The organism is Pontiella sulfatireligans (assembly GCF_900890705.1).
GTDB lineage: Bacteria > Verrucomicrobiota > Kiritimatiellia > Kiritimatiellales > Pontiellaceae > Pontiella > Pontiella sulfatireligans.
Genome location: NZ_CAAHFH010000002.1, coordinates 1,226,738 through 1,248,385, shown reverse-complemented (window position 1 = coordinate 1,248,385; position 21,648 = coordinate 1,226,738). Strand labels below are relative to the sequence as shown.

Sequence of the window (21,648 nt, the reverse complement as noted above, 5' to 3'; positions counted from 1 at the left end):
ACTCCGACAGACTGCTAGGTGGTTTTATGTAAAATGTTCGTGAAGCTAATAGGGAGGCATAGATCCATGGTTAGGCGCAATAAAAACGGCATTCCCCATGTTGTTGTTTCACTGGCGGCATTCTTGTTCCTTGGCTTGGCCATGTTGGCGTCTTCGGGCTGCAGTCCAGAGCCTAGGTTGTCTGGCGGCGAAGAACTGTTCCAAAAAAACACGCGCATTGCGTGGGTTCGCCAGATCGGCGGTGTAGAAGGAAACGATCCTTTTTGTGTTGGAGAGAATCTTGTCTTGATGGGGCAGGACCGCAACGGGGAAAGACGCATTCTACGCGAAGAGGGAAGCTATCGGAAACCGCTCTTTACCCCTGATGGAGAAGGCGTGGTTTTCAGCAGCTACACGGAGCGCGCCTTTTATTATGTCAACTGGGATGGAAGTGCATTGCGCAAGCTAGCCGGCGGAAGTGCGGTTGAGGTTTGGTGCGACCCCACGGGGAGTACATGGGTCTACTACATGGATGGGGAACTGCTTCCTGATGTTTTCAGTGGCAAACCGGTTAAGCGTTGCCGTCTGGATGATCCCTCCATCACCGAACTCGTTTGGGAGAAGACCTTGGTCAGTACTGACAACTTCCAGCTTTCGGCAGACGGGACAAAAGCGGCTGGATTGTTTCCGTGGCCGCAGGTCGGAATGGTAGACCTCCCCAGCCAAACGCTATACCCGATGGGCAAAGGTTGCTGGACATCAATGTCGCCTGATAACCGCTACCTAATGTGGTATTTCGATGGATCGCATAAAAAACTGGTGATGCGCTCCTTTGATAGATCAATCCGGAGCAAGGTTCGCATTAATACCATGCCCGAGGCTCAGCGGCATGAAGTCTACCATCCTCGGTGGAGCAACCATCCCCGATTTTTCGCCATGACCGGGCCTTATCGGCAGATGGGCAAATACAACGCGATCACCGGGGGCGGAGAGGGAATCAATCTGTATGTTGGTAAGTTCGACCCAGACTACAGGAGGGTGGAGTGTTGGTATCAGGTTACGGATAATCCTCATGCGGATTTTTATCCCGATTTATGGATGGAAACTATCTCTGTTGCCAATGATGTAATTATTGCTCAAGAAAGCAGCATATCACCTCGGTCAGTACCGCCTGTAGAGTGGCCGGAAAATCGAGAGGGCTTGGTTTATGTTTGGCGCGATGGAAAATCGATCAATGGTATTGAGGCATCAGGAATAGGATATCACCGTTGCAACGCCGTACGAAAAGGGAAAGCCCGGTATGGGCGATCGCATGAAATGGAAGTATCTCAGGGCTATTTCTCCACAGATGGATCGGATGCTATGCTTGCAGATGCGGTTCAAAAAAGCCGGGCCTTTACCGTTGCGGTAAATGTCCGTCCGGCGCTTGATCAAGCGGTTGAAGAAGGGGCCATATTCTCGAAAGGCAATGTTGCGCTATTCCAGTCTGGAACGAAATTGAGCCTGCAGACGGGCTATGAGTTTCGTATTCAACTCGGACAGATTGAACCAGGGAAGGATCACTTCCTCGCTATCACCTGCAATGCAGAAGGCGGCATTCAATATTATCTCCAAAGCAAGCCGGTTGAGGTTCCGGATGCCGCAGTCGATTATAACGCCTTTTTTAAAGGGTTTGGAAGCCAGCCCCTTACCTTTGGTGCTTTGGCTTCAGGTCAGGCGGATTGGTCCGGTTGCATCGATGGCATCGCGTGGTACGACCGGGTGCTGGCTCCCGCTGAAATTGCGGAGATGTATGCCGCTTTTCGTGCAGAAAAAGCCGCATCTTTCAGGGATGAGCCCCCCCGACTGGTAATCGATGCCAAGCTGGTCGAGATCTCGCCGACTCCTTCCCCAGAAGGCATCGCACCCTATCGTTCAGCTCTAGTAGAATATCTCTATGAGATTGAGCAAGTGCTGGAAGGCCGGTCTGCGGAGAAGCGGATCATAGTGCAGCACTGGGTCATTCTTGATGCGGTGGTTTATCCGCTGGATCGAGAAGCTGGGACGACCTATCGACTTGTTCTGGAGTCTGTAGACGACCATCCAGAGCTGGAGGGCGAACGGATTTCGAGCGAGTTGATCGAACCTGTGGATGTATATCTGGATGTTGACTGGGAGTAGACTGCCGTGGTTTTCAGCTCCCATCTTTTTATTTTCTATTTCCTGCCTCTTGCACTGTTGCTTTACTATGCCGCACCTAATCTTAGGTTGCGGCATTTTGTTTTAACGGCGCTCAGCTACCTTTTCTACGGGTGGGCCAATCCGTTGTTCGTTGTTTTGATGATGACGTCCACATTGATCGACTATTTCTGCGGTTTGGCCATTGCCCGGCAGTGGGGGGGCGCGTGGAAAGAGCCTGTGCTCCAGCTGGAATCGGGAGGCGACCGCTCACGCACCCAGCGCATTGCGCTCATTGTTTCCATTTGTTCCAACCTCTCGCTGCTAGGGTTTTTCAAATACTTCAATTTTGGGATTTCCAGCTATAACGCATTGGTCCAGTCCTTGGGGCTGGAGGCTTGGAATTTTGACCTGGCCTTCCGGATCACCTTGCCGCTCGGCATAAGCTTCTACACCTTCCAGTCGATGAGCTATTCCATCGATGTCTACCGCGGGCACGCCAAAGCCATCCGCCAAGCGGTTGATTTCTTTTGCTACGTTTCCATGTTCCCCCAGTTGGTCGCCGGCCCGATTATTCGTTTTTCGGAAGTGGCGGACCAGCTTCAAAACCGCACGCACACGCTTGAAAAGTTTGCACGCGGCGCCGCCTTTGTGGCCTTGGGGCTGACCAAGAAAATCATGATCGCCAACCCGTGCGGAAAGGTGGCCGATGTCGTTTTCGACGCTGGTTCGGTTTCCTGCCTTGATTCGTGGTATGGCGTTGTTGCCTACTCGTTTCAGATCTATTTTGACTTCAGCGCCTATTCCGATATGGCCATTGGGCTCGGTTTGATGCTGGGCTTTGTGTTCCCCAAAAACTTTGATTCGCCCTACCACTCGAAATCCATCACGGAATTCTGGCGGCGCTGGCACATCTCGCTATCTTCCTGGTTGCGGGATTATTTATACGTTCCGTTAGGCGGCAACCGCAAAGGTCCGACAAGAACCTACATCAATCTCATGTTGGTCATGCTGCTGGGCGGCTTGTGGCATGGTGCGTCCTGGAACTTTGTAATCTGGGGTGGCATTCATGGCGTAATGCTCTCTATGGAACGGATGCACGGGAAGTCGGGGCTCAACACGAGCGTACCTCCGGTGATGCGGTTGCTTTTTACGTACTTGATTGTTTTGATCACTTGGGTCTTTTTCCGAGCCGTCGATCTGCCTGCAGCCATGGCATACTGTAAATCGATGCTGGGCCAGCAGGATGTACAGGCTGGGAGCTCGCTGATTCAGGGAATCATCTACCAGCCCTATTATTTGGGATCCCTCTTGCTGGCGGCCGTTGTTACTTGGGCGGGCGTGCAGACGTGGGATTTTACCCGTCGGCTAACCTCGGCCAAGCTCTTGATTGTTTTTGGCTTGTTCGTGCTCTCTCTTTTGGTTTTAACAACACAGTCCTACAACCCGTTTATCTATTTCATATTCTAGAATGAAAGCGACAAACCCCATACCCCTAAGCCGGGAAGAAATCGCCAATGTTGAGGTTGGCCATACGGCGATATCTCCTCGATCAGCTGCGGTGGCTACTCTGGTGTTTCTGGCATTGGTGCTGACGGTTCCCGTCTTGCAGCAGTTTGCGGATGTCCGAGCGTATTTGGCGGGAGAACGAAACACGCCTTGGCCGCAAAGCTTGGACATGGTCGCCGCACTAGGCGAACTGCCTCCGGTGCGGGAAGGCAACGGGCCGTTGCAGACCGTGCTGGAGCGGAATACGTTTCTGCTGAAACGGATCAATACCTATGAGGACCGCCTGGAAAATCGGTCTATACTCACAAAATCCCTGCTCGGACCCGGTCAGGAAGTGTTGACGCGCTTCCTCGGGGCCGGAAACGAAAAGGCGTATCCGGGGCGGGACGGCTGGCTGTACTACCGTCCGGATGTCGACTATGTAATCGGCCCCTCCTTCTTGGATGCAGGCGTTTTGGAACGCAAGGCGTGGGGTGGTAACACATGGGATCCTCTGCCCCATCCTGATCCCGTTGCGGCCGTCATCGACTTTCACCGGCAATTGGCGTTGCAGGGCGTGGAGCTGGTTCTGGTTCCGGCACCGGTGAAGTCGGGCATCGTCCCCGCGCCGTTGTCCGGAGAGAAACAAGCGTTGCCCATTCAAAACCCGGCTTATGACGAATTCAAGCAACGTATGGCCGATGCGGGAATCGCCGTGTTTAATTCCGCGCCCATTCTGGCCCAGCAGTTCGAGAGCACGCAGGTTGCACCCTATCTAGTTACCGATACGCATTGGACGCCGGACGGAATGGATGCCGTGGCCAAAGGCCTTGCCGAGTTTCTGCAACACCGATATTTCCCTTCCGAAGAGAAGAAGCCAGTCTATACTCGAAACCCGGTCGTTCAAATGGCGCCCGGCGATATTGCCGCTATGCTTAAACTGCCGGAAGGTTCGACGCTGTTTGCCGATCAAACCGTCACCGTGCAGCAGGTTCATGCCGTCGCCGATGTCCCGCCTTTGGTCTATGCTGAAGTCCTGCTGCTGGGCGATAGTTTCGCCAACATCTATTCCGCGAAGGAGATGGGGTGGGGCGAGCACGCTGGACTTGTGGAACAATTAGAATTCCATCTGCAACGACCGGTCGCCCGTTTGGTCCGCAACGACAACGCCGCGTATGCATCCCGCGAAATGCTGCGCGACGAATGGATTCGAGGTCATAATCCATTGCTCGGAAAAAAGGTGGTGGTCTGGGAATTCGCCGCCCGAGAGTTGGCGTCCGGGGACTGGCGGGTGTTCGAGCTGAAGCCTTCTGCATCCAAGGCAGGGTCGGAATCGTTGTTCGTTCCCGAAGATGGACAGGATGTTGTTCTGAACGCAACAATAAATGCTGTTTCTGAAATCCCTGTTCCGGGCAGCGTTCCATACCGCGACCATGTCTGCATGGTGCACTTCAAGGAAGTGGATGGAGAACGGGAGTCCATTGCCTTTATGCGCTCCATGCAGGACAACAAGCTTTCCGAAGTCGCCGAGTGGAAACCGGGTAGCCAGGTGAAGGTGCGGCTGCGTTCATGGAATGATGTGTTTGATCAATATGGTTCGATGAATCAAAGCGAGCTGGACGCCTTCCCCTTGCTTGATGCATATGGCTGGGCAGAGCCAATCGGTTCTACGGTTGTTGCGAGGACGATTCCCACCGGTTTAATGGGGTATGCCGGCGCTCTAGTTCTGTTGCTGTTGTTAGCGTGTCACCATGCCCAGGGCCGGGTGCTATGGTTCGGCATTGGTGTGACGGGCATTGCTTGGTGCCTTGCAGGAGTGGTGATGCTGAGTAGCGGTTCCTCGGATGCACAAGATGACAGCGTCGAGGTTCCGGAGGCCAAAGAGCCTCTTCGCTCCAGCGATGTTCCGAAAGAATCTTTTCAGAGTTTTTGCTCAAACATGGCGGGCCAAGCCGAGCTGGACGGGAACATGGTGGTTCGAGGAATAGAGGATTGGCTGTTTCTGCGCTCTGAAATTGACCACATAGGCAAGGGCGAGTTCTGGGGGGAGCGCGCATCAACGGTTTCCAAGGCTTCTAACCCCGAACATGCCGATCCGCTTCCAGCCATATTGGATTTCCATGCACAGCTAAAGCAGGCAGGAGTGGAACTCTGGATTGTTCCGGTGCCGCCCAAGGCGGCAATCTATCCGGATAAGTTGGAAGGGGCCGGCTATTCAGCGGGGGTTAATTTGAATTTGGTTCATCAAGAATTTTATGACCTGCTGAAAAAGGAAGGGGTCGAGGTGATTGATATGACGCCGCAGTTTCTCGCGGCGCGAACCTCCAGCGACGATGGACTCTTCTGCCGGCAGGATTCCCATTGGGCTGCTCCGGCCATGGAGCTTTTGGCTGATGAACTGAGCCGGCGCATCGAAGCGAAGCCTTGGTATGGTCCAATTGAAAAAAAATCGTTTAATGCGAAAGTTTTCGATCAGGAAGTTGCGGGTGACCTTTGGCAAATGTTGGATGGAAATAAACCGGCAAAGGAAAAGCTTCAGCTTAGCCTGGTTCAATCGGGCACAACAGGCCAAACCATTCCGGCGGATCCGGCCAGTCCAATCCTCGTTCTTGGCGACAGCCATACCTTGGTGTTTCACGGCGGCGGCGACATGCATGCGGTTGGCGCGGGCCTGGTTGATCAGATTGCCCTAAAAACCGGAATGGCCTGCGACCTCATCGGCGTTAAGGGCTCAGGCGCCGGTCCCTCGCGCCGGACACTGTATGGCAGGTCTCGGAAAGATCCGGAATACCTTGCCGGGAAGAAGCTGGTGATCTGGTGCTTCAGTGCCCGTGAATTTTCTGAAGCAACCGGAATTGCCTGGCGAAAAATTCCAGTTAAATAGAACTCGATTGCGAGAGAGATTGTTAATGTTTTTGATCCGAAAAGTTTTATCGAGGATGGTGTTCCCGGTGCCGGTGGTATTCGAGCTGGTGCTGCTTGGGGCATTGCTTCTCATGTTCAAGCGTACCAAGCGGGCGGGCCGGGTGTTGATTGGGTTGGGGATAATGCTCCTGTTCATTTGCAGTCAACCTTCGGTTGGGAACCGCTTGATGCATCGGCTTGAAAGCCAGCATCACCGCTTGGATGCTTCTTTACTAAGTGCGGACACAAATTATGTGGTTGGCGTTGCCGGCAATGGATTTGAGGTGTGCGATGTTCCGGAAGGAACTTGTAACGGGTGTTTCAACGATTGCTTCCTCATCAGATTGCAGGAGGCGGGGCGTATTGGCAGGGTTTTGGGGCAGCGCGGAATTGCGTATCAGCTTGTGGTCTCCGTTGCATCCGACGAACCTACCGCAACAAAGCAAGATGCCTTGGGTGCATATTTTAACGCCTTTGGAATTCCACCAGAAAAATTAGTGCTGGTAGAGGATGCGTATAACTCCAAGCTTGAGGTCGATGCGTTTAGCCGCTTTCCGGGACGGCTTATTCTTGTTTCGAATGCATACCATGTGCCTCGGTTGATGCATTTGGCTGCAGAAAAAAACAGAAATGCACTCGCTGCTCCGGCCGGGTCCCGTATCTTCCAAAGCGTTGGTGGATTCTCTTTAGGCATTCCTTCGGCCGAGGCGTTGGAGTATACGCGGCTCTTTGTCTACGAGCAGCTGGGTATGCGGTTCCCATAAACATCGCACCGGCGCCCCCTAATCATTCTGTTTAAGCTCCGCATTCTTGCGGGGCTTTTTTTGTCTATGTGTCGCCGGTTTCGAGGTCGGGCACTTCTACTTCCTCGACCGGGCACTCGTCGAGCGACTCTAGGAAGAGGCGGCCGTACCACTGGTTGCGGATGCGGCTGTCGAGGACCGTGACGGTGCCGAAGTCGCTGCCGCTGCGGATGAGACGGCCGACGCCTTGGCGGAATTTGAGCACGGCTTCGGGCAGTGAATATTCTTTGAACGGGTTGCCTCCCCGGGCCTCGATGGTTTCGAAGCGCGCTTGGATCAGCGGGTGGTCGGGCACGGCGAAGGGGAGGCGAGTGATGATGACGTTGCTGAGCGCCTCGCCCTGCACGTCGACGCCCATCCAAAAGCGGTCGAGGCCGAACAGCACGCCGGCGTCGTGGTCGCGGAATTTTTCGAGCATGAGCTTGGGCGGCGTGCCGGTGCCTTGAACGAGGAAGCCGTAGCCGTCGAGCTCGAAATCAAAGCGCAGGTCGTCGGCGACCTTATTCATGAAGCGCGAGTTGGTGAACAGCACGAATGCGCGTCCTCGGCTTTCGTCTACAAAATGTTTAATTGCTACGGAAGCGGCTTCTTCAAAGTTGCTGGCCGATGGCGGAGGCATGTTCATCGGGATCTGAATCTGCATCTGTCGCGAATAGTCGAACGGCGACCCAACGCGGAGCTCGGCGCAGTCGGCCGCGCCGACGCGGTGGCGGAAATATTCAAGGTTGCTGCCGACGGCCAGCGTGGCGCTGGTCATCACGACGCAGGGGATTTCTTCAAAGAGCATTTCGCGCAGGATGGGGCCGACGTCCACCGGGGCGGAGTAGAGCACGGCCTGCCGGCGGCGCCCTTGGATTTCCGTCCAGTAGACTTGGCCTTCGAGCGACTGTTTGAGGAATGCTTCCACTGTATCGCGCAGCTCAAGTCCCCGGTTGCGGAGCGATTTGATTTCGGCCTGCGTGTCTTCGTTGTCGGTCGTTTGCGTGACCGTTTTGAGATGGTGGCACAGGTTGGTGATCTTGAGCGCGAGATCCGTTTCGATGGGCGGAGGCTCGAAGATGCGTTGTTGGGTCTTTTGTGGGCCGAGCTTAAAGTGGCTGCGGACGGCCTCGAAAAAGGCTCCGGCGGCTTCGCGGGCCTGATCGGCCATGAAGGTGCCTTTGCCGTCTTTGAGCACGGCAAGGATGCCTCGCCGCTTTTCGGAGTGGATGCGGTTAAGCCAGTATTCAATCTGGTAGAGCGAGAGCCGGATGCCGAGATGCGACGACGCGACCTGCTCCATCTGGTGGGCTTCATCGAACACTACGTAGCCGTAGGGCGGCAGCATGGCCGCACCTTCGGCACGCAGGGCGAGCTCGGCGAAAAAGAGCGAGTGGTTCACCACCAGCACCTGCGCATTCATCATTTCCTGCCGCGCATTCATGAAGTAGCAATCTTTATAGAACGGGCAGCGCTTGCCGGTGCAGTTGCCGTGCTCGGCGCAGACAGCGCCCCACACGTCGTGGTCGGGCTGTTCTTCCAATTCCTGAACGCTTCCGTCGCCGAGCTGCTTGTTGTTTGCCAGCGAATAGATGTCGTTGAGCTGCCGCTCCTTGGTGTGGTCGAACAAGTCGCCGGCGCTGCGCCGTGCGCGCTGGAGGCGGAGCAGGCAGAGATAGTTTGAGCGGCCTTTCACCATTACCGCCTTGAAGTCGCGCCCGAGCGCCTCGCGCACGAAGGGGATGTCCTTGTGCATCAGCTGTTCCTGCAACGTGATGGTGTAGGTGGCGATCACGCAGCGCGTTTCATGCTCCAGCGCTGTCAGGATTTGGGGAACGAGGTAGGCAAAGCTTTTGCCGACGCCCGTGCCGGCCTCTACGGAAAGGTGGTGGCCGAAGCCGGCGGCGTCCGCCACGGCGCGCGCCATTTTCTGCTGCTGCGGGCGGAGCTCAAAGTCGATTTTGGCCACGGCGCAATGCCGTTCCAGCAAACCGCCCGGCTCGAAAAACTCGTCGGTGGTTTTGGCCGCTTGGGGCGTCGGGGCTGGGTCGAGGGAAATCATCCGCGCACTCTACCCGAACCCGCCAGCGGCGGGAATGCCGATTCCAAGAAAAATCAGAAACCCGCAGGTCGTTCTACCCGTACGCGACGCCGCAACGGAGGCGGAATAGCAACGAATGAATGTAAGGCATCGAATCTTGACCACGGGGAACTTCGATGCTTTGCATTCATTCGCTGCTGAGAATCCGGCGTTCTGACCCCTTGAACAGCGTCTGCCGCTGGGTTGCCGCCACCTTCCCATCCGTCGCCAGATGGCTCAGCCAGCGCTCAACCTCCGCCGCCCCATCTCCCGCGGATGCCGTTTCATTTCATAAAACTTCAAATACCGTTTGATCCAGTCGCCCTTGGAGCGAAGCGAAAAGATAATTTGGGAAGCAAATAATGACCGAAGGGAGTGGTTCATACATCTGCTCCGCGCGGTAGGCATAATGGGGTAGCGCAAAACCCCGCGAACCTGATCCATGAACTTAAGATCTGGATCCGGCTTGAATTTCTTCTTGTTTTCCATGCTTCCCTCCATGATTATGGCTCTGTCTCTAATACTGAATAAGTATAACATGAAAGAGAGAAGAAAAAAGTTCGTTTTCCATGTTTGCCCCTTTAATGCGGTCATATGTGGAAAATGTTTTAACCTTGGGTCATATGTGGAAAGTCAAACGGTCTATTTTCCATGTTTACCCCTTTAATACGGTCATATGTGGCCGAAGCGAAGCGCAGATAATTTTAGGAACTAAAATAATGACCGAGGGGAATGGTTCAAACTAGTCCATCCCATAAGGGTCATATATGGAAAATTTTCCACTGATGACACTGTTGGCTAAAGGAAAAATATGGAACAGATTAAAGATATATTAGAAATCATATATTTCATTTCTGCACCGATTATTACAATCATCGCAGCTATCGGATTATGGCAGATTAAGGTTTCAAAGGATCATACGCGCATATCAGCAAAACGAGATGCTCTCTCTCTAGCGGCCCAACAGTGTGATCATTATCTTCGCAATATTATCCCTCTACATAACTCCCTCGACAAAGCAATCCTTGCCAACGAAGTCACATTTATGAAAAAGGCAAAGGTTACATTCAAAGGAGAAAGTATAAGAATCCAATATGACGATACCGAAGTAATTACAGAAGAATGTATGAAGATTTCCTCCGAGATGCTCCCTGTTTTAAATGCCCTAGAGTCATTTTCTGTGTTTTTTACAGCAGGCGCGGCGGATGAAAGAGTGGCATTTTCATGTGTTGGAAAAACATTCTGCAGCTCAGTACAAGACTTGCTTCCAGAGATTATGCTTCATCGTGACTCAGGATACTGGAAGCATATCACCGCCCTCTTCTTTTTATGGAAACCTAGATTAGATGAAGAAATGTTGCTGAAGGAAAAAGAGCAAATAGATAAAAAACTAAAATCGATCAATGGCAAATTCATTACTCCAACTGGAACAATAAAGCAATGAAGTGATCTGTACTGAGGCACGAAGGGAACGATCAGCATCATTGTCAGGTTCATGTAAGCTGCGGAGAGGCGGCATGATTAAAGCGTCGGAGACGCGCTTGATCATCCGTGGAGGAAGGGGCCCCCTTATATATAGGGCAATGCTTAAGCGGCTTTGCCGCTGGTATCGGTTATTCGTTATTCGTTATGAGGAAAAGAGGATGCCTGCGAGTGCAGGTATCGTTTTCCGAGCTTCTTTCTCTCTTTTTTTATCCTGAATTTCGACTGTTTTTCCATTTTTCAAACGTCTGGACAGACCGCTGCGTTGCCGCTTCCAAAGCTTGGAAGCGGGAGGCCTTTATCGTGTCGCGGCCGTCCCGGCTGCGGGCTGAAACAGTCGGTCTACTAGCCCGTGCCGCGCGGACACGGGATAAACTCACGCCAGCGAATGAGACCGCCGCAGGTTTTGCATTTCCAGGGTTTACGGTGCGGTGGTTTCCCGGGGGGCAGCAACTCGACAAGAATCTCATAGAGCGCGCAGATGAGTTCGCGAATCCGCTCGAGCGGTACGCGGCAGTTGGACGCGAGGAATCCGTAGTGCCGCACCTTCATGAACCCGTGCGGCAGGACGTGCTGAAGATAGCGCCGCATGAACTCGAAAATCTTGAGGCTCATTGTTTTCCAGGCTTTGGAACCGGAAGGTTTGTATTTGAAGGTCACCTCGCCGTCGGCCACGCGGATGATTCGGCTCGGCGCGATGGCCACGCGAAAGACATATTGCGCGAGATACTTGAGCGCCCGCTGGCCGTTGCCGACGTTGCGGACATCGACAACCCAGTCGGGGTTCCACACGCACGGCGGCGCGGCGAGCCCTTCTTGTTTGAGCAGCTCCATGAACTTGGCGCGGTAGATTATCGAGAGCGGTTTGCCATGGATATAAAACTCAGCACCGGAGCTTTTCCATTCGGTCTCGTCTTTTGAGAGCCCGCCGCCGGGCACGATGAAGTGCACGTGCGGATGGTATTCAAGCTGTCGCGTCCACGTGTGCAGGATGCCGGTAAACCCGGCGGTTTCACATCCGACAAAGCGCGGATCTTTCGCCAGCTTTTTCAGAGCGCCGGAGGCCGCTTTGAAGAGCGCGGAATAAGCCGCCTTTTGGTTGGACCGGATCAGCGAGCGGAGTTCCTTGGGCACGGTGAAGGTGATCATGAAATAATTAACCGGCAGCGCCTTCTCAAGCTGCTTGATCAACCACTCATCCGACTTTCCGGCCTGGCAGGTCGGACAGTGCCGGTTGCCGCAGGAGCTGTCGGCATAGTGGCTTTCGCCGCAACCGTCGCACGAAAATGAATGTTGGCCGAAAGCACCGGTGCCGCAGTTGCGGATAGCCCGGATCACCTTCCGATGATTTGAGGGCATGTCCGCACCGAAGCGCGCAAGATAGGCCGCGCCGTGAGTCTGGAAAAGGTTCTGAATGGGATTAGGCATCGTCGAGCCCTCCCATCAGGCGGTTGATGCGCGCGGCGGCATCACTGTTGCCCATGTCGGTGACATGAAGATAGATCATGGTGGTTTCAAGGGAGCTGTGACCGAGATACTGCTGAACAATGCGCAGGTTAACGCCCGCCTCGATCAGATGCGTGGCATAGGAGTGCCGCAGCGTATGAAGCGTAGCGTGTTTTTTTATCTTGGGGAGCTCTTTAAGAATCCGGCGCATCATTTGCTGAACCGACGAGCGGGCCATGGGCGTGGTCGCCGTGCGTCCCTTTTTACCATCACGGCCAAGCGCCGGGAAAAGCAGGGCTTTATTACGATGTGTTTTCCAATATTCAACCAACAGATTATAGGTGGATTTCGGCAAAGGAATATAGCGGTCCTTCCCGCCCTTGCCCTGGCGGACATGGAGTGTCATGCGTTCTTTGCAGATATCATGAACCGTAAGGTTCAGTGCCTCCTGCAGACGCAGGCCGCACGAATACACCGTGGCCAGAAACGCGCGGGCCTGAGGCGTACGTGCCGCGCCCAGAATCAGGCGGACCTCGTTAATGCTAAGAACCGTCGGCGGCGTAGTCAGGCGCTTGATCTTCAGCAGCCGAAGCGTCTCCCAGTCCATCGGGAGAGTGTGGGTATAGAAAAACTTAATCCCGCTGTAGGCAATGCGCATCGTCGATGCACTCCAGCCCTGGTCATTTTTACAATACAGGAAATATTCACGCACCTGCTGTTCCGCGATCTCCTCTGCCGGCACATGCCAGAAGTTGGAGAGTTGGCGCACCGCGCGCGAGTATGATTTTTGTGTACGATCGCTGTAGTCACACAGCTGCATGTCCTCTATCATCTTATTTTGTAATTTGTTGTTCATATCAGCTTCCTTTCGCTCTGTTATGAGGACGCTGAATACGTCCTCTTTCAGAGTGGAAGCTATATGATTAACAGGGATTGTTTAACTGCCGCGCAGCGGCTTACTTGAACAGAACAATAGAGCCAACCAGCGAGTAGACCCTACTTGGACAACGCCCGTTTTTTCGGTCGGAGTCTGATTCCCAAGCGGGTCACTCGTAACGTTATATGAAGATAAAAATTAAAACATTTACGTTGAGTCTAATAGCTATAAATGCAGTAAATTTTTTAGCTTCTATCACCTTTAGAATTAATCGTTTTATTGATCAATATTCATGGTGGATAAAAAGAGGACACAAGAACTATTTAGGCAAAGACCAATCACTTTTCAACTTAATCACAAGCGTATTCCTAGACTATTGTTTTGTTATACCCTTCATGGTGATAGTACTTCTTGTTGCCATAGGATTCATAAGAAATATACAACCCTACAAAGGAATTAAAAAGGGAATGATGACAGGGTTGTTGTTAAGTGGTGCTTTATCTTCTGTTTTTATCGCTTTGTATATGATCCCACGCTTTTCTGAAATATTGCAAGATGGAACAGCAGAATGGGCAATGGCGTGGCTGCCTTTTATTTGGCTGGGATATCCATCTCTCATTGTTGGTGCCGTATTGGGAATATTAATAGCATTAATACATAAAATAATTGTTTGTCATAAAGCCGAGAAAACAAAATAATATAACAAATGAGTGCACACTATCTCAAACCGCTGTCGCGTCTTGAGAAGTGTGACTCTGACGTTGGCAGTATATAAATCAAGATGAGGTGCTGTATGAAAAAGACGAATCTAGCATTTGCAATCTTACTTTCTATTACGACTTCGGTCTTCAGTGCCGATTGGGCAGAACAACAAGCCCAAAGCAACCGGGAAAGAGCTAAATACTGGGCGGAACGCGGATATGTTTTTAATGCTGACTACATGACGGCGTGGTCGATGGATCAACAAGTAAAAAACATAGAACGAGCCAAATACTGGAAAGAGAAGGGTTACAACTTTGACCCAAGCTACATGACAGCATGGTCAATGGATCAAAAGGTAAAAGATATTGAACGAGCTAAGCACTGGGCACAACAAGGATATAAATTCGATCCAAACTATATGACCGCGTGGTCAATGGATCAGAAAGTAAAGGACATAAAGAGAGCAGAATATTGGAAGCAGAAAGGATACAACTTCGATCCAAGCTACATGACGGCGTGGTCGATGGATCAACAAGTAAAAAATAGCGAGAGTAAGCAATCTAATGCTCAGAATACTTCTCCAGCCTATGGAATCGCAAATCAACAAATCCCTTCGACCTATCAACGGCAACAAACACTACCCTATACTCGGCTATCTGAAATTGATACAAGCGATGATTCAACCGCACTAACAACCTTGCCCAAAAGGTACACTCCAAAGACTCTGTACTCTAGTCAGGAATACGGAACGTCTGGACAAGAAACAACTAGCATGGAATTCTACAGTGCGAGCACAGGAAATGGCCAAACATTGTCAGGCTCGTCTATCTACATTAAGCCGTTCACATTTCATGATATTTCAAGTTCGGATGGAGAGTACATATCGGGCACAACGACAAGAATTGGGCAGTTTGATTTCCATGATTTCTCTTCCTCTCGCGGGGAATATGTACACGGAACCACGACCAGAATAGGTAGTTTTGATTTTCATGACTTCAGATCATCCGAAGGACAAACAATGAGTGGGAATAGTACGACTATCGGTAACTTCCAGTTTCATGATTTCAGCAACTCAGATGGCTCAAGCATGCACGGAACCAGTACGAAAGTTGGAAATTTTATTTTTCATGACTATACAGACTCAGAAGGAAACAGCATGCACGGAACCACCATGGACATAGGCAACTCGTCTTTCAGTACATTCGATTGGTAAATTGAGATTTAGTAATGGAACTCAACTTAAACGACCTTGGAACTTTATTTGGAATCATTCTGGGGACATCTGCCTTCGTATTAAGCATTGTCAACCATCGTCGGGACACCGCCAAAGTAACTGTTGAAATACAATGGGACATGAGTATGACCAATAATACGGTGTATGATTCTACTAAATCATACGCGGTGATTACCGTGGCAAATGTGGGGAGACGTCCTGTTTACCTGAGCCATGTAGCATTCCGAATCCCCAAGGGTTACGAGACTACCCACTTGCTAATTCCTGAAAGTATCGAAGGGAAAAAATTAGCTGAAGGTGATTCCCCTCTTAGATTCCCGCTAGATCAATCCAGTCTTGAACCCTATGCAAACAAATGGGCAAAGATACGAGCCGAGGTTGCTGATTCAACCGGAAAAATATGGAAATCAAAAAAGCCGAAGAAAAGCAAGACCCCCTCATGGGCAAAATAAAATAGTGCCAACAAAAGCGTTCACCCTATCGCTGGCTCCGCCCGCTCAGAGTGACGCGAAACGTTGGCAGTAGATAAATAAATGAAATCAGACCTCATACGCTTAGCTAAATCATCGGCCATTTTCTTAATAAGGGAGTTCTAAAAATTACCCCCTGCCAATCAGAAACTGACTGCAATGTTCAAAATGGAGTGAAGTTTCTTTCTGCAGGCTTAATGCAAGCCATTAGGAACCCCACAGCTCACGAACCAGCATTAGATTGGCCAATAGAAAAAAATGACTGCCTTGACTTGCTGAGCTTTATCTCTTTCCTGTTCCGGAAATTAGACGAGGCAGTATATTACAAAGCATAACCAGAGGGTGAACTGTATTTTCCAAAACGCGCGCGTTTTGAAAATCCAGTTACCCTAGTCGTTCTGCACGGATAGAAAAATGAATGATACAGATCAAACCGAATACTTGATGATCCCACAGATTGTGTTTGATCGTGATGGTCCATTTGAGGAATTCAAACAGGATGCTTCAATCATCTCAGTCGAGCTAGAAAACGGGAAGAAGTTTTCATCAATCCTTGTTCTTTATCCAAACTACATCATTGCGATGGAGTCATTTGATAAACTTCCGTTTGATACAAAAAAAATAATTCGAGCATTCCAAACAAAAGCAGATTTAAAGAAGAGATCGAAATCAACATGGACATTTTGGGATCATCCATGGAATAAAAAATAACAAGCAGAACCACCATTATGGAATGTTTGAAGAATCAGAGGCGTGGTTGTTTATTCGAGCCAGAGCAATAGAAGCATTCGTTGTGACCGCAATATTTTCTGTTTTTCCAATAAAGCATCGAAACATAACACTTACGGATACGACTCTTCAGGCACCCGTGAGGACGAAGCGTTGGGGGGTATGGAAATCGGTCACAGTTAAGCTGACAGAAATTAATCTGTCACGAGCCTTCAGAGATCGGGTTTATGGCGCACAGCTCGCCGCAGGTAATGGGGAAATCCTCGATCTCAATCCGGTCTACTATCCCGTCAGATCAATCCCTAAGCTTTTGAATGAAATTGAGCGAAGACAGGAAAACGTAAACAACCCCGGCCAGAAGCTTTAGCCTATTCCGTTGAACGCCGGGGATGAGGTCAAAGCTTAGTTAGGATCCGTAACCGCATTTCTAGGTTTAGGAAGCGCATTTTATTGCAAAGCCCTAGGCTTAATACCCCGTAACTTGTTGCGAATGTAGATGGAGCTTCCAGCTTCATTGCGCATGCCGAGCCGTTCGTGCGCAACGAAGCTGGAAAGATTGCTGTCTGCTGGCGCAATCACATCTACGTTGATACCCCGCTACTTGCTGCGGGGAGGTTCATTTAGCCAGGCAGCGGCGGAAGAGGGTGGCGGTGCAGGCTTTTCATTTTAAGTAGACTCAATGTTCCCTTCCTGTCAGGCTTGGCATTTGCGGGGAGGGCTTATCTTGCGATATTAGTCGAGGGTTTTTTGCGGGGCACTTTAAATGCAACTGAGAGTCTTAAAACAAAAGAGCGGGCTGCTCTCATGGCTGCTGTTGTTGGCTAGCACCCTTTTGACGGGTTGCCACTATTTTCGGAACGGTTCGGACAAGCCCAATACGTCGGGCTATGATTTGGAGCAGGTTAAGAAGGACTTGAAGCCCCTCGATTTGGCTAAACCCTATCAGCCCACTGAGGCTATTGCGGCCTACTTTAGCTTCTACGGTCTCAACCCCGCCAATGCGCAGCATTATTTTGGGACGGTAGAGTCGGAGGGCCAAACGTTGGCGGCTCATGTGTTCATGCCGGAAAATCCGCGTGGCACCCTGTTTCTGCTCCATGGCTATTTTGACCACACAGGCACGCTTTCAAAACTGATTGCTGAAGCGCTGGCCCGGCGGTATGCCGTCGCTTCCTGGGATTTGCCCGGGCACGGGCTCACCACCGGCGGCCGCACCGAAACCGGCGATTTTGACCGTTGCGCCAAACAGCACATCGACATTGTCGAACGAGCAGAAAGCAAGCTGCCCCGTCCGTTCGACCTCGTGGCCCACAGCACCGGATGCTCCATCGCCATCGAATACATGTACAACGCGCCAACAAACGCGTTCGAGAAGATCGTTTTCCTCGCGCCGCTTGTGAAGCACGCGCATTGGGGCTGGGGAAAGTTTGGACATGCCGTCGGGCGGCCTTTCACCAAACACATCCGCCGCCGCGATATGAAAAACTCATCCGACGAAGCCTACCTCGCCTTCGTCAAAAAAGATCCGCTGCACAGCGGCGTCTTGTCGTTCCAATATTTGGAAGATCTCTACGAATGGGAAGCGCGTGCCCGAGGCTATCCCCGGTGGCCCGGCTCGCTCTGCATCATCCAGGGCGATGCCGACATTATCGTCGATTGGAGATACAATGTGGATTTCCTTGGCGCCAAGGTGGAGCATGCGGAGCTTTACATGGTTCCCGGCGCCAACCATCAGCTTGCCAACGAGCCTGCGGCGTTGCGGAAGCAGGCTTTCGAACTCATCTTCAATTATCTTGGGAAACAGTAAAGAGCAAGGAGTCGCGATGAATACAGAACGCCGAAATCTAAAAACTAGGTTAATGTTCCATCAGCGGGGAAACGCTTTCCATCGCTTCGCTCCATCTTCCGGACGATCCGGAGGCGGAGGACATGGTGCTTTACAGCTACTTCATGATGGGTGATTCGTCGACGCGGAAGACGTTCACAAAAATGATCGGTGATGAGTTGGTGATAAACCATGGCGAGGACTATGCCAGCCAATACAGCAAGGAGGAGTTTGATCAGGCCCGCACGCGGTTGGCCTGGGATGAAATTCCCGACACTTGGTTCAAGGAGCAGATGGCGGATGCGGACCTTAGCTATAATTCCCTGAAGCGCTCCTGTATCACGACCGCCTTGCTGCAGATTGAACTGGCGATGGAATGGCTCTACAAAGAAAAGAATCTGGGGCCTCGGAAAAAGATTGAATGGGTGCCGGCCGGCGAAATTCCCGCGTGGTTTACCGACAAGGCGTTGGGCGAGAAGACCGCTGGGTTTTTTGCCACGCCCTGTTCTGGGGGATGAGCAACAAGGCCATCTTTCCCTACAAATCCTATCTTCCTCTTAAAGATGCCGGCATGCTGCAAACCGACAAAAAGGGCAAGGTCATCATGTACCGCTACGGGCATAAACTCGGAAGCCCCTACGGCGAGCTGAGCCGCAATCTGATGTAGCGGCGGCGAACCGCTTTTTAATCTGGGACTGAGGCGGGGGATCGAATACGTTTTTGTTGAGATGAAACTTTCTACGCATGCTGACCGGACGGAGCAGTTGGTGGGGATCCGCGCCGAGGATATCCACAAGTGGATCGACGGGTTTTTTGACGCTGAAAGTTTTGATCATTTTGTGCGCACCGGCAGCCGCAGCAGCTTCAATCCATACAACCACCGCAAATACCGTCACAGCGCCGAAGCGCTTGAGGACGCCTATCGCGAGTTCGAGGGGCAGTATTCCCGCGAAGAAATCAAGGCGGTTTTCGAGAGCCACATCCGCGACGACTATGACGGCTTCATCCCGTTGCAGGAAGATTTCGAGAGCGGCACCTTTGAGGAAAAATACCACGAGTCCGAGTCGGACGAGCTGGAACAGATTCTAAGCAAGGCGGAGCTTTCGGAATACTTCAAAGGCCGCTCCTATCCGAACGACAAGAATGATCCGCGCAAACTTTCCGCCCGCTTTTACTGGCACATTGTCTGGCCCACCGTCATTGCCGCCATTTTATTCGCCGCCTCCACCTTCACGGTGATTGTTCCGGTTTTCCGCAACAGCATGATGAATCAGAAAAAGGCGATGATCAAAGAGCTGACTGCCACCGCCGCCAGCGCCATCCGGTTTTACATCCACCAGGAGCAGAGTGGTGCCATGACGAAGGCCGAGGCGCAGCGTCAAGCGGCCTCCGAGGTCTCTGAGCTCCGCTACGGGCTGGAGGAAAAGGACTATTTCTGGATCACCGACATGCATCCGCGGATGGTCATGCACCCGTACCGCCCGGAGTTGGTGGAACAGGATCTGACCGACTACACGGATCGCGAAGACAAGAGCGGCAAAAAGTTGTTTGTCGAATTGGTAGACTTGGTGAAGGCCGGCGACGAGGGCTATCTGGAATACCTGTGGCAGTGGATGGACGATGCTTCACGCGCTGAGCCTAAGCTTTCGTATGTGCGCGGCGTGCCGGAGTGGGGCTGGGTCATCGGAACGGGCGTTTACATCCATGACGTGGAAGAGGAGATTGCCCGCCTTTCGAGGAACCTGCTGATCGCCGACGGAGCCATTGCCATGGTGCTGCTGGCGCTGCTGGTGAACATTGTCTACCAAAGCCGGCGGATCGAGCTCGACCGCAAGCGCGCCGAAACCGGGCTGCGGGAGGCGAAGGACCGCTACCGCGCTTTGGTTGAAGGGGCAAACGAAGGCTACGTCCTCGAAGTCGATGGCGAGACGGTCTACTCCAACCACACGCTGCGCCGCATGATTGGCTACAGCGAAACCGAGTTGGCTTCTATGAAGGTATGGGAACTGCTGGAGCCGGACTGCGAGGTCAACGCATTTGCCAACGCGCATTTGAAGCAGGTCTATGCGCACACGGCGTCTTCGGCCGAGTTCGAGGCGCGCATCCTCTCCAGGCAGGGTGCGCCGCTGGATGTGCTTGTTTCCACTTCCCGTATTTTCTTTTCGGAAAAGAACGGGCACGTGATTTCAATCGGGGAGATCCGTCGCGGTTCGCAGCAGACCCTGGAGGCGTTCTACCGTTTGGATGTGGGGCATGCGTCTCCCTCGTTTGGCGTGCACCAGGAATTGGCGGAGGCCAAGACTGCGGGGCAGGTGATCCAAACGCTCAAGCAGCTTCCGGAGCTGGTGCGCAGATTGACCGATCAAGGCGTGCGCCCGGTCTTGCTGCGCGAAACGATCGGCAAGGCTTACGATGCCTCCATTGAACGCTTCATCTCTTTGTCGCTGGAAGAGTCCGGCACTGCACCTGTGCCGTTTGCCTTCCTGTCGCTCGGCAGCAACGCCCGCCATGAAATGACCCTGTTTTCCGATCAGGACAATGCGCTCATTTTTGCCGACGTGGCGGCAGACCAGCTGACAGAGGTGCGCCGACGGTTCCTCGCGCTGAGCGACGGCGTCTGCGCAAAACTCAACCAGGCCGGCTACCCGTTTTGTCCGGGCGGCATCATGGCGGCCAATCCGAAGTGGTGTCTGTCGGTTTCGGAGTGGAAGAAAAACTTTGGTCGATGGATTCTCCAATCCACGCCCGAGTCGCTGCTGGAGGTAAACGTCTTCTTCGATATCCACCTCTCTTACGGCGATGAAAAGCTCGGGCAGGAACTGCGGGATCACGTGCGGGCCTGCACAGATCAGAATCCCGAGTTTTTCATCCACTACGCCAAAAACTGCCTCGGCTACAAGGCGCCGCTCGGCCTGCTGGGCCGCATCCGCACCGAAAAGCGCGGCAGCGAAAAAACCATCAACGTCAAGCAGTGCATCAAGCCGATTGAAACCTTCGCGCGCATTTATGCGCTGCAGCATCATGTGGATGCGCCAGGCACGCTCGACCGGCTTGAACAGCTGCATGAAAGCGGCGCGTTGAGGGACGACACCTTCCGCGAAATGGTCTATGTGTTCGACTACCTGTGGCGGCTCCGGTTCTACAATCAGATTTCTGCAACGGCCGGGCTGCGCGCCGATGCCGACGAGCTCGACATCACCTCGCTGACGGATGCGGAGCGCGACAACCTGCAATCCGTCCTGTCCCGCATTCCCATTTTCCAGACCAAGCTCAGTTACGACTTCCTCGGCATGCAGGTATAAAAAACGCGCTTCCACATTTTGGAGGCGCGTTTGCTGTAAGCGGAGGCGGTGAACGATCTATTATACGCTTCGGCACTCCACGTCGGCAACGTTTCCCTTGCTTCGCTGCGGGTAAACGTTCTCTACACATTAAGCATCTTCTCCTCATGGTGTAGAGACCGCTTCACCGCCCGAAGGGTGGAAAGCGGAGG

General features: G+C 52.5%; 18 protein-coding genes. 15 read left to right on the top strand and 3 right to left on the bottom strand.

The genetic code is table 11. The features are described from left to right. Positions 1–66: 66 nt before the first annotated feature. From SCARR_RS18285 to SCARR_RS18270, 4 genes are read left to right on the top strand one after another with little or no spacing between them, the layout of a single operon-like run. On the top strand, positions 67–2,139 hold the full coding sequence (locus SCARR_RS18285; RefSeq protein ID WP_168433424.1) for a LamG-like jellyroll fold domain-containing protein: 2,073 nt from the start codon (positions 67–69) through the stop codon (positions 2,137–2,139). Positions 2,140–2,145: 6 nt separating this feature from the next. Beyond that, complete coding sequence (locus SCARR_RS18280) at positions 2,146–3,606, top strand: MBOAT family O-acyltransferase (protein ID WP_136063094.1); 1,461 nt, start codon at positions 2,146–2,148, stop codon at positions 3,604–3,606. Position 3,607: 1 nt separating this feature from the next. After that, positions 3,608–6,508, top strand: coding sequence for an alginate O-acetyltransferase AlgX-related protein (locus SCARR_RS18275; RefSeq protein ID WP_136063093.1), 2,901 nt, complete (start codon positions 3,608–3,610; stop codon positions 6,506–6,508). Then, positions 6,456–7,292, top strand: coding sequence for a YdcF family protein (locus tag SCARR_RS18270; RefSeq protein WP_136063092.1), 837 nt, complete (start codon positions 6,456–6,458; stop codon positions 7,290–7,292). The genes SCARR_RS18275 and SCARR_RS18270 overlap by 53 nt, the downstream gene beginning before the upstream one ends. Positions 7,293–7,356: 64 nt before the next feature. Here the strand turns inward: SCARR_RS18270 and SCARR_RS18265 are convergent, their stop codons facing one another. After that, entirely contained in the window at positions 7,357–9,372 is a 2,016-nt protein-coding gene (locus SCARR_RS18265; protein WP_136063091.1) for an ATP-dependent DNA helicase, read from the bottom strand. 829 nt (positions 9,373–10,201) lie between these two features. Between SCARR_RS18265 and SCARR_RS18255 the strand changes: the two genes are divergently transcribed. Beyond that, positions 10,202–10,834 carry a hypothetical protein gene (locus SCARR_RS18255; RefSeq protein WP_136063090.1) on the top strand — a complete coding sequence of 211 codons (633 nt, stop codon included), beginning with the start codon at positions 10,202–10,204 and terminating at the stop codon, positions 10,832–10,834. A gap of 383 nt (positions 10,835–11,217) precedes the next feature. Here SCARR_RS18255 and SCARR_RS18250 read toward each other — a convergent pair whose 3' ends face one another. Next, complete coding sequence (locus SCARR_RS18250; protein ID WP_136060304.1) at positions 11,218–12,300, bottom strand: IS91 family transposase; 1,083 nt, start codon at positions 12,298–12,300, stop codon at positions 11,218–11,220. Continuing rightward, positions 12,293–13,174, bottom strand: coding sequence for a site-specific integrase (locus SCARR_RS18245; protein WP_136060303.1), 882 nt, complete (start codon positions 13,172–13,174; stop codon positions 12,293–12,295). The genes SCARR_RS18250 and SCARR_RS18245 overlap by 8 nt, the downstream gene beginning before the upstream one ends. 206 nt (positions 13,175–13,380) lie before the next feature. Between SCARR_RS18245 and SCARR_RS18240 the strand changes: the two genes are divergently transcribed. The 10 genes from SCARR_RS18240 (at position 13,381) to SCARR_RS18205 (ending at position 21,457) form a co-directional block, all read left to right on the top strand. Next, a complete protein-coding gene (locus tag SCARR_RS18240; RefSeq protein WP_136063089.1) occupies positions 13,381–13,893 on the top strand; it encodes a hypothetical protein in 513 nt (170 codons plus the stop codon). Between the two features lie 95 nt (positions 13,894–13,988). Next, positions 13,989–15,110, top strand: a complete 1,122-nt coding sequence (locus tag SCARR_RS18235; RefSeq protein ID WP_136063088.1) for a hypothetical protein — start codon at positions 13,989–13,991, stop codon at positions 15,108–15,110. A gap of 14 nt (positions 15,111–15,124) precedes the next feature. Continuing rightward, positions 15,125–15,583: a hypothetical protein gene (locus SCARR_RS18230; RefSeq protein ID WP_136063087.1), complete on the top strand. Its 459-nt coding sequence runs from the start codon at positions 15,125–15,127 to the stop codon at positions 15,581–15,583. A 110-nt stretch (positions 15,584–15,693) separates the two neighbouring features. After that, a complete protein-coding gene (locus SCARR_RS29350; RefSeq protein WP_222846444.1) occupies positions 15,694–15,936 on the top strand; it encodes a TIGR02391 family protein in 243 nt (80 codons plus the stop codon). A gap of 79 nt (positions 15,937–16,015) precedes the next feature. Continuing rightward, positions 16,016–16,312, top strand: coding sequence for a hypothetical protein (locus SCARR_RS18220; protein WP_136063086.1), 297 nt, complete (start codon positions 16,016–16,018; stop codon positions 16,310–16,312). Positions 16,313–16,334: 22 nt separating this feature from the next. Beyond that, a complete protein-coding gene (locus tag SCARR_RS28300) occupies positions 16,335–16,697 on the top strand; it encodes a hypothetical protein (protein ID WP_168433423.1) in 363 nt (120 codons plus the stop codon). Between the two features lie 396 nt (positions 16,698–17,093). After that, positions 17,094–18,137 carry an alpha/beta hydrolase gene (locus SCARR_RS18215; RefSeq protein ID WP_136063085.1) on the top strand — a complete coding sequence of 348 codons (1,044 nt, stop codon included), beginning with the start codon at positions 17,094–17,096 and terminating at the stop codon, positions 18,135–18,137. 122 nt (positions 18,138–18,259) lie between these two features. Beyond that, the gene (locus tag SCARR_RS18210; RefSeq protein ID WP_136063084.1) at positions 18,260–18,673 is read left to right on the top strand and encodes a hypothetical protein; all 414 of its coding nucleotides are present in this window, start codon (positions 18,260–18,262) and stop codon (positions 18,671–18,673) included. Beyond that, complete coding sequence (locus tag SCARR_RS28295; protein WP_168433422.1) at positions 18,670–18,822, top strand: hypothetical protein; 153 nt, start codon at positions 18,670–18,672, stop codon at positions 18,820–18,822. The genes SCARR_RS18210 and SCARR_RS28295 overlap by 4 nt, the downstream gene beginning before the upstream one ends. Positions 18,823–18,883: 61 nt before the next feature. Then, the gene (locus SCARR_RS18205) at positions 18,884–21,457 is read left to right on the top strand and encodes a DUF294 nucleotidyltransferase-like domain-containing protein (RefSeq protein ID WP_136063083.1); all 2,574 of its coding nucleotides are present in this window, start codon (positions 18,884–18,886) and stop codon (positions 21,455–21,457) included. Positions 21,458–21,648: the final 191 nt, after the last annotated feature.

Excerpts from the sequence above, each read along its gene's own strand:
- SCARR_RS18285 (WP_168433424.1), top strand. The coding sequence starts at position 67 with ATGGTTAGGCGCAATAAAAACGGCATTCCCCATGTTGTTGTTTCACTG.
- SCARR_RS18275 (WP_136063093.1), top strand. The coding sequence starts at position 3,608 with ATGAAAGCGACAAACCCCATACCCCTAAGCCGGGAAGAAATCGCCAAT.
- SCARR_RS18265 (WP_136063091.1), bottom strand. The coding sequence starts at position 9,372 with ATGATTTCCCTCGACCCAGCCCCGACGCCCCAAGCGGCCAAAACCACC.
- SCARR_RS18255 (WP_136063090.1), top strand. The coding sequence starts at position 10,202 with ATGGAACAGATTAAAGATATATTAGAAATCATATATTTCATTTCTGCA.
- SCARR_RS18250 (WP_136060304.1), bottom strand. The coding sequence starts at position 12,300 with ATGCCTAATCCCATTCAGAACCTTTTCCAGACTCACGGCGCGGCCTAT.
- SCARR_RS18245 (WP_136060303.1), bottom strand. The coding sequence starts at position 13,174 with ATGAACAACAAATTACAAAATAAGATGATAGAGGACATGCAGCTGTGT.
- SCARR_RS18240 (WP_136063089.1), top strand. The coding sequence starts at position 13,381 with ATGAAGATAAAAATTAAAACATTTACGTTGAGTCTAATAGCTATAAAT.
- SCARR_RS18235 (WP_136063088.1), top strand. The coding sequence starts at position 13,989 with ATGAAAAAGACGAATCTAGCATTTGCAATCTTACTTTCTATTACGACT.
- SCARR_RS18230 (WP_136063087.1), top strand. The coding sequence starts at position 15,125 with ATGGAACTCAACTTAAACGACCTTGGAACTTTATTTGGAATCATTCTG.
- SCARR_RS18220 (WP_136063086.1), top strand. The coding sequence starts at position 16,016 with ATGAATGATACAGATCAAACCGAATACTTGATGATCCCACAGATTGTG.
- SCARR_RS28300 (WP_168433423.1), top strand. The coding sequence starts at position 16,335 with ATGTTTGAAGAATCAGAGGCGTGGTTGTTTATTCGAGCCAGAGCAATA.
- SCARR_RS18215 (WP_136063085.1), top strand. The coding sequence starts at position 17,094 with ATGCAACTGAGAGTCTTAAAACAAAAGAGCGGGCTGCTCTCATGGCTG.
- SCARR_RS18210 (WP_136063084.1), top strand. The coding sequence starts at position 18,260 with ATGGTGCTTTACAGCTACTTCATGATGGGTGATTCGTCGACGCGGAAG.
- SCARR_RS28295 (WP_168433422.1), top strand. The coding sequence starts at position 18,670 with ATGAGCAACAAGGCCATCTTTCCCTACAAATCCTATCTTCCTCTTAAA.
- SCARR_RS18205 (WP_136063083.1), top strand. The coding sequence starts at position 18,884 with ATGAAACTTTCTACGCATGCTGACCGGACGGAGCAGTTGGTGGGGATC.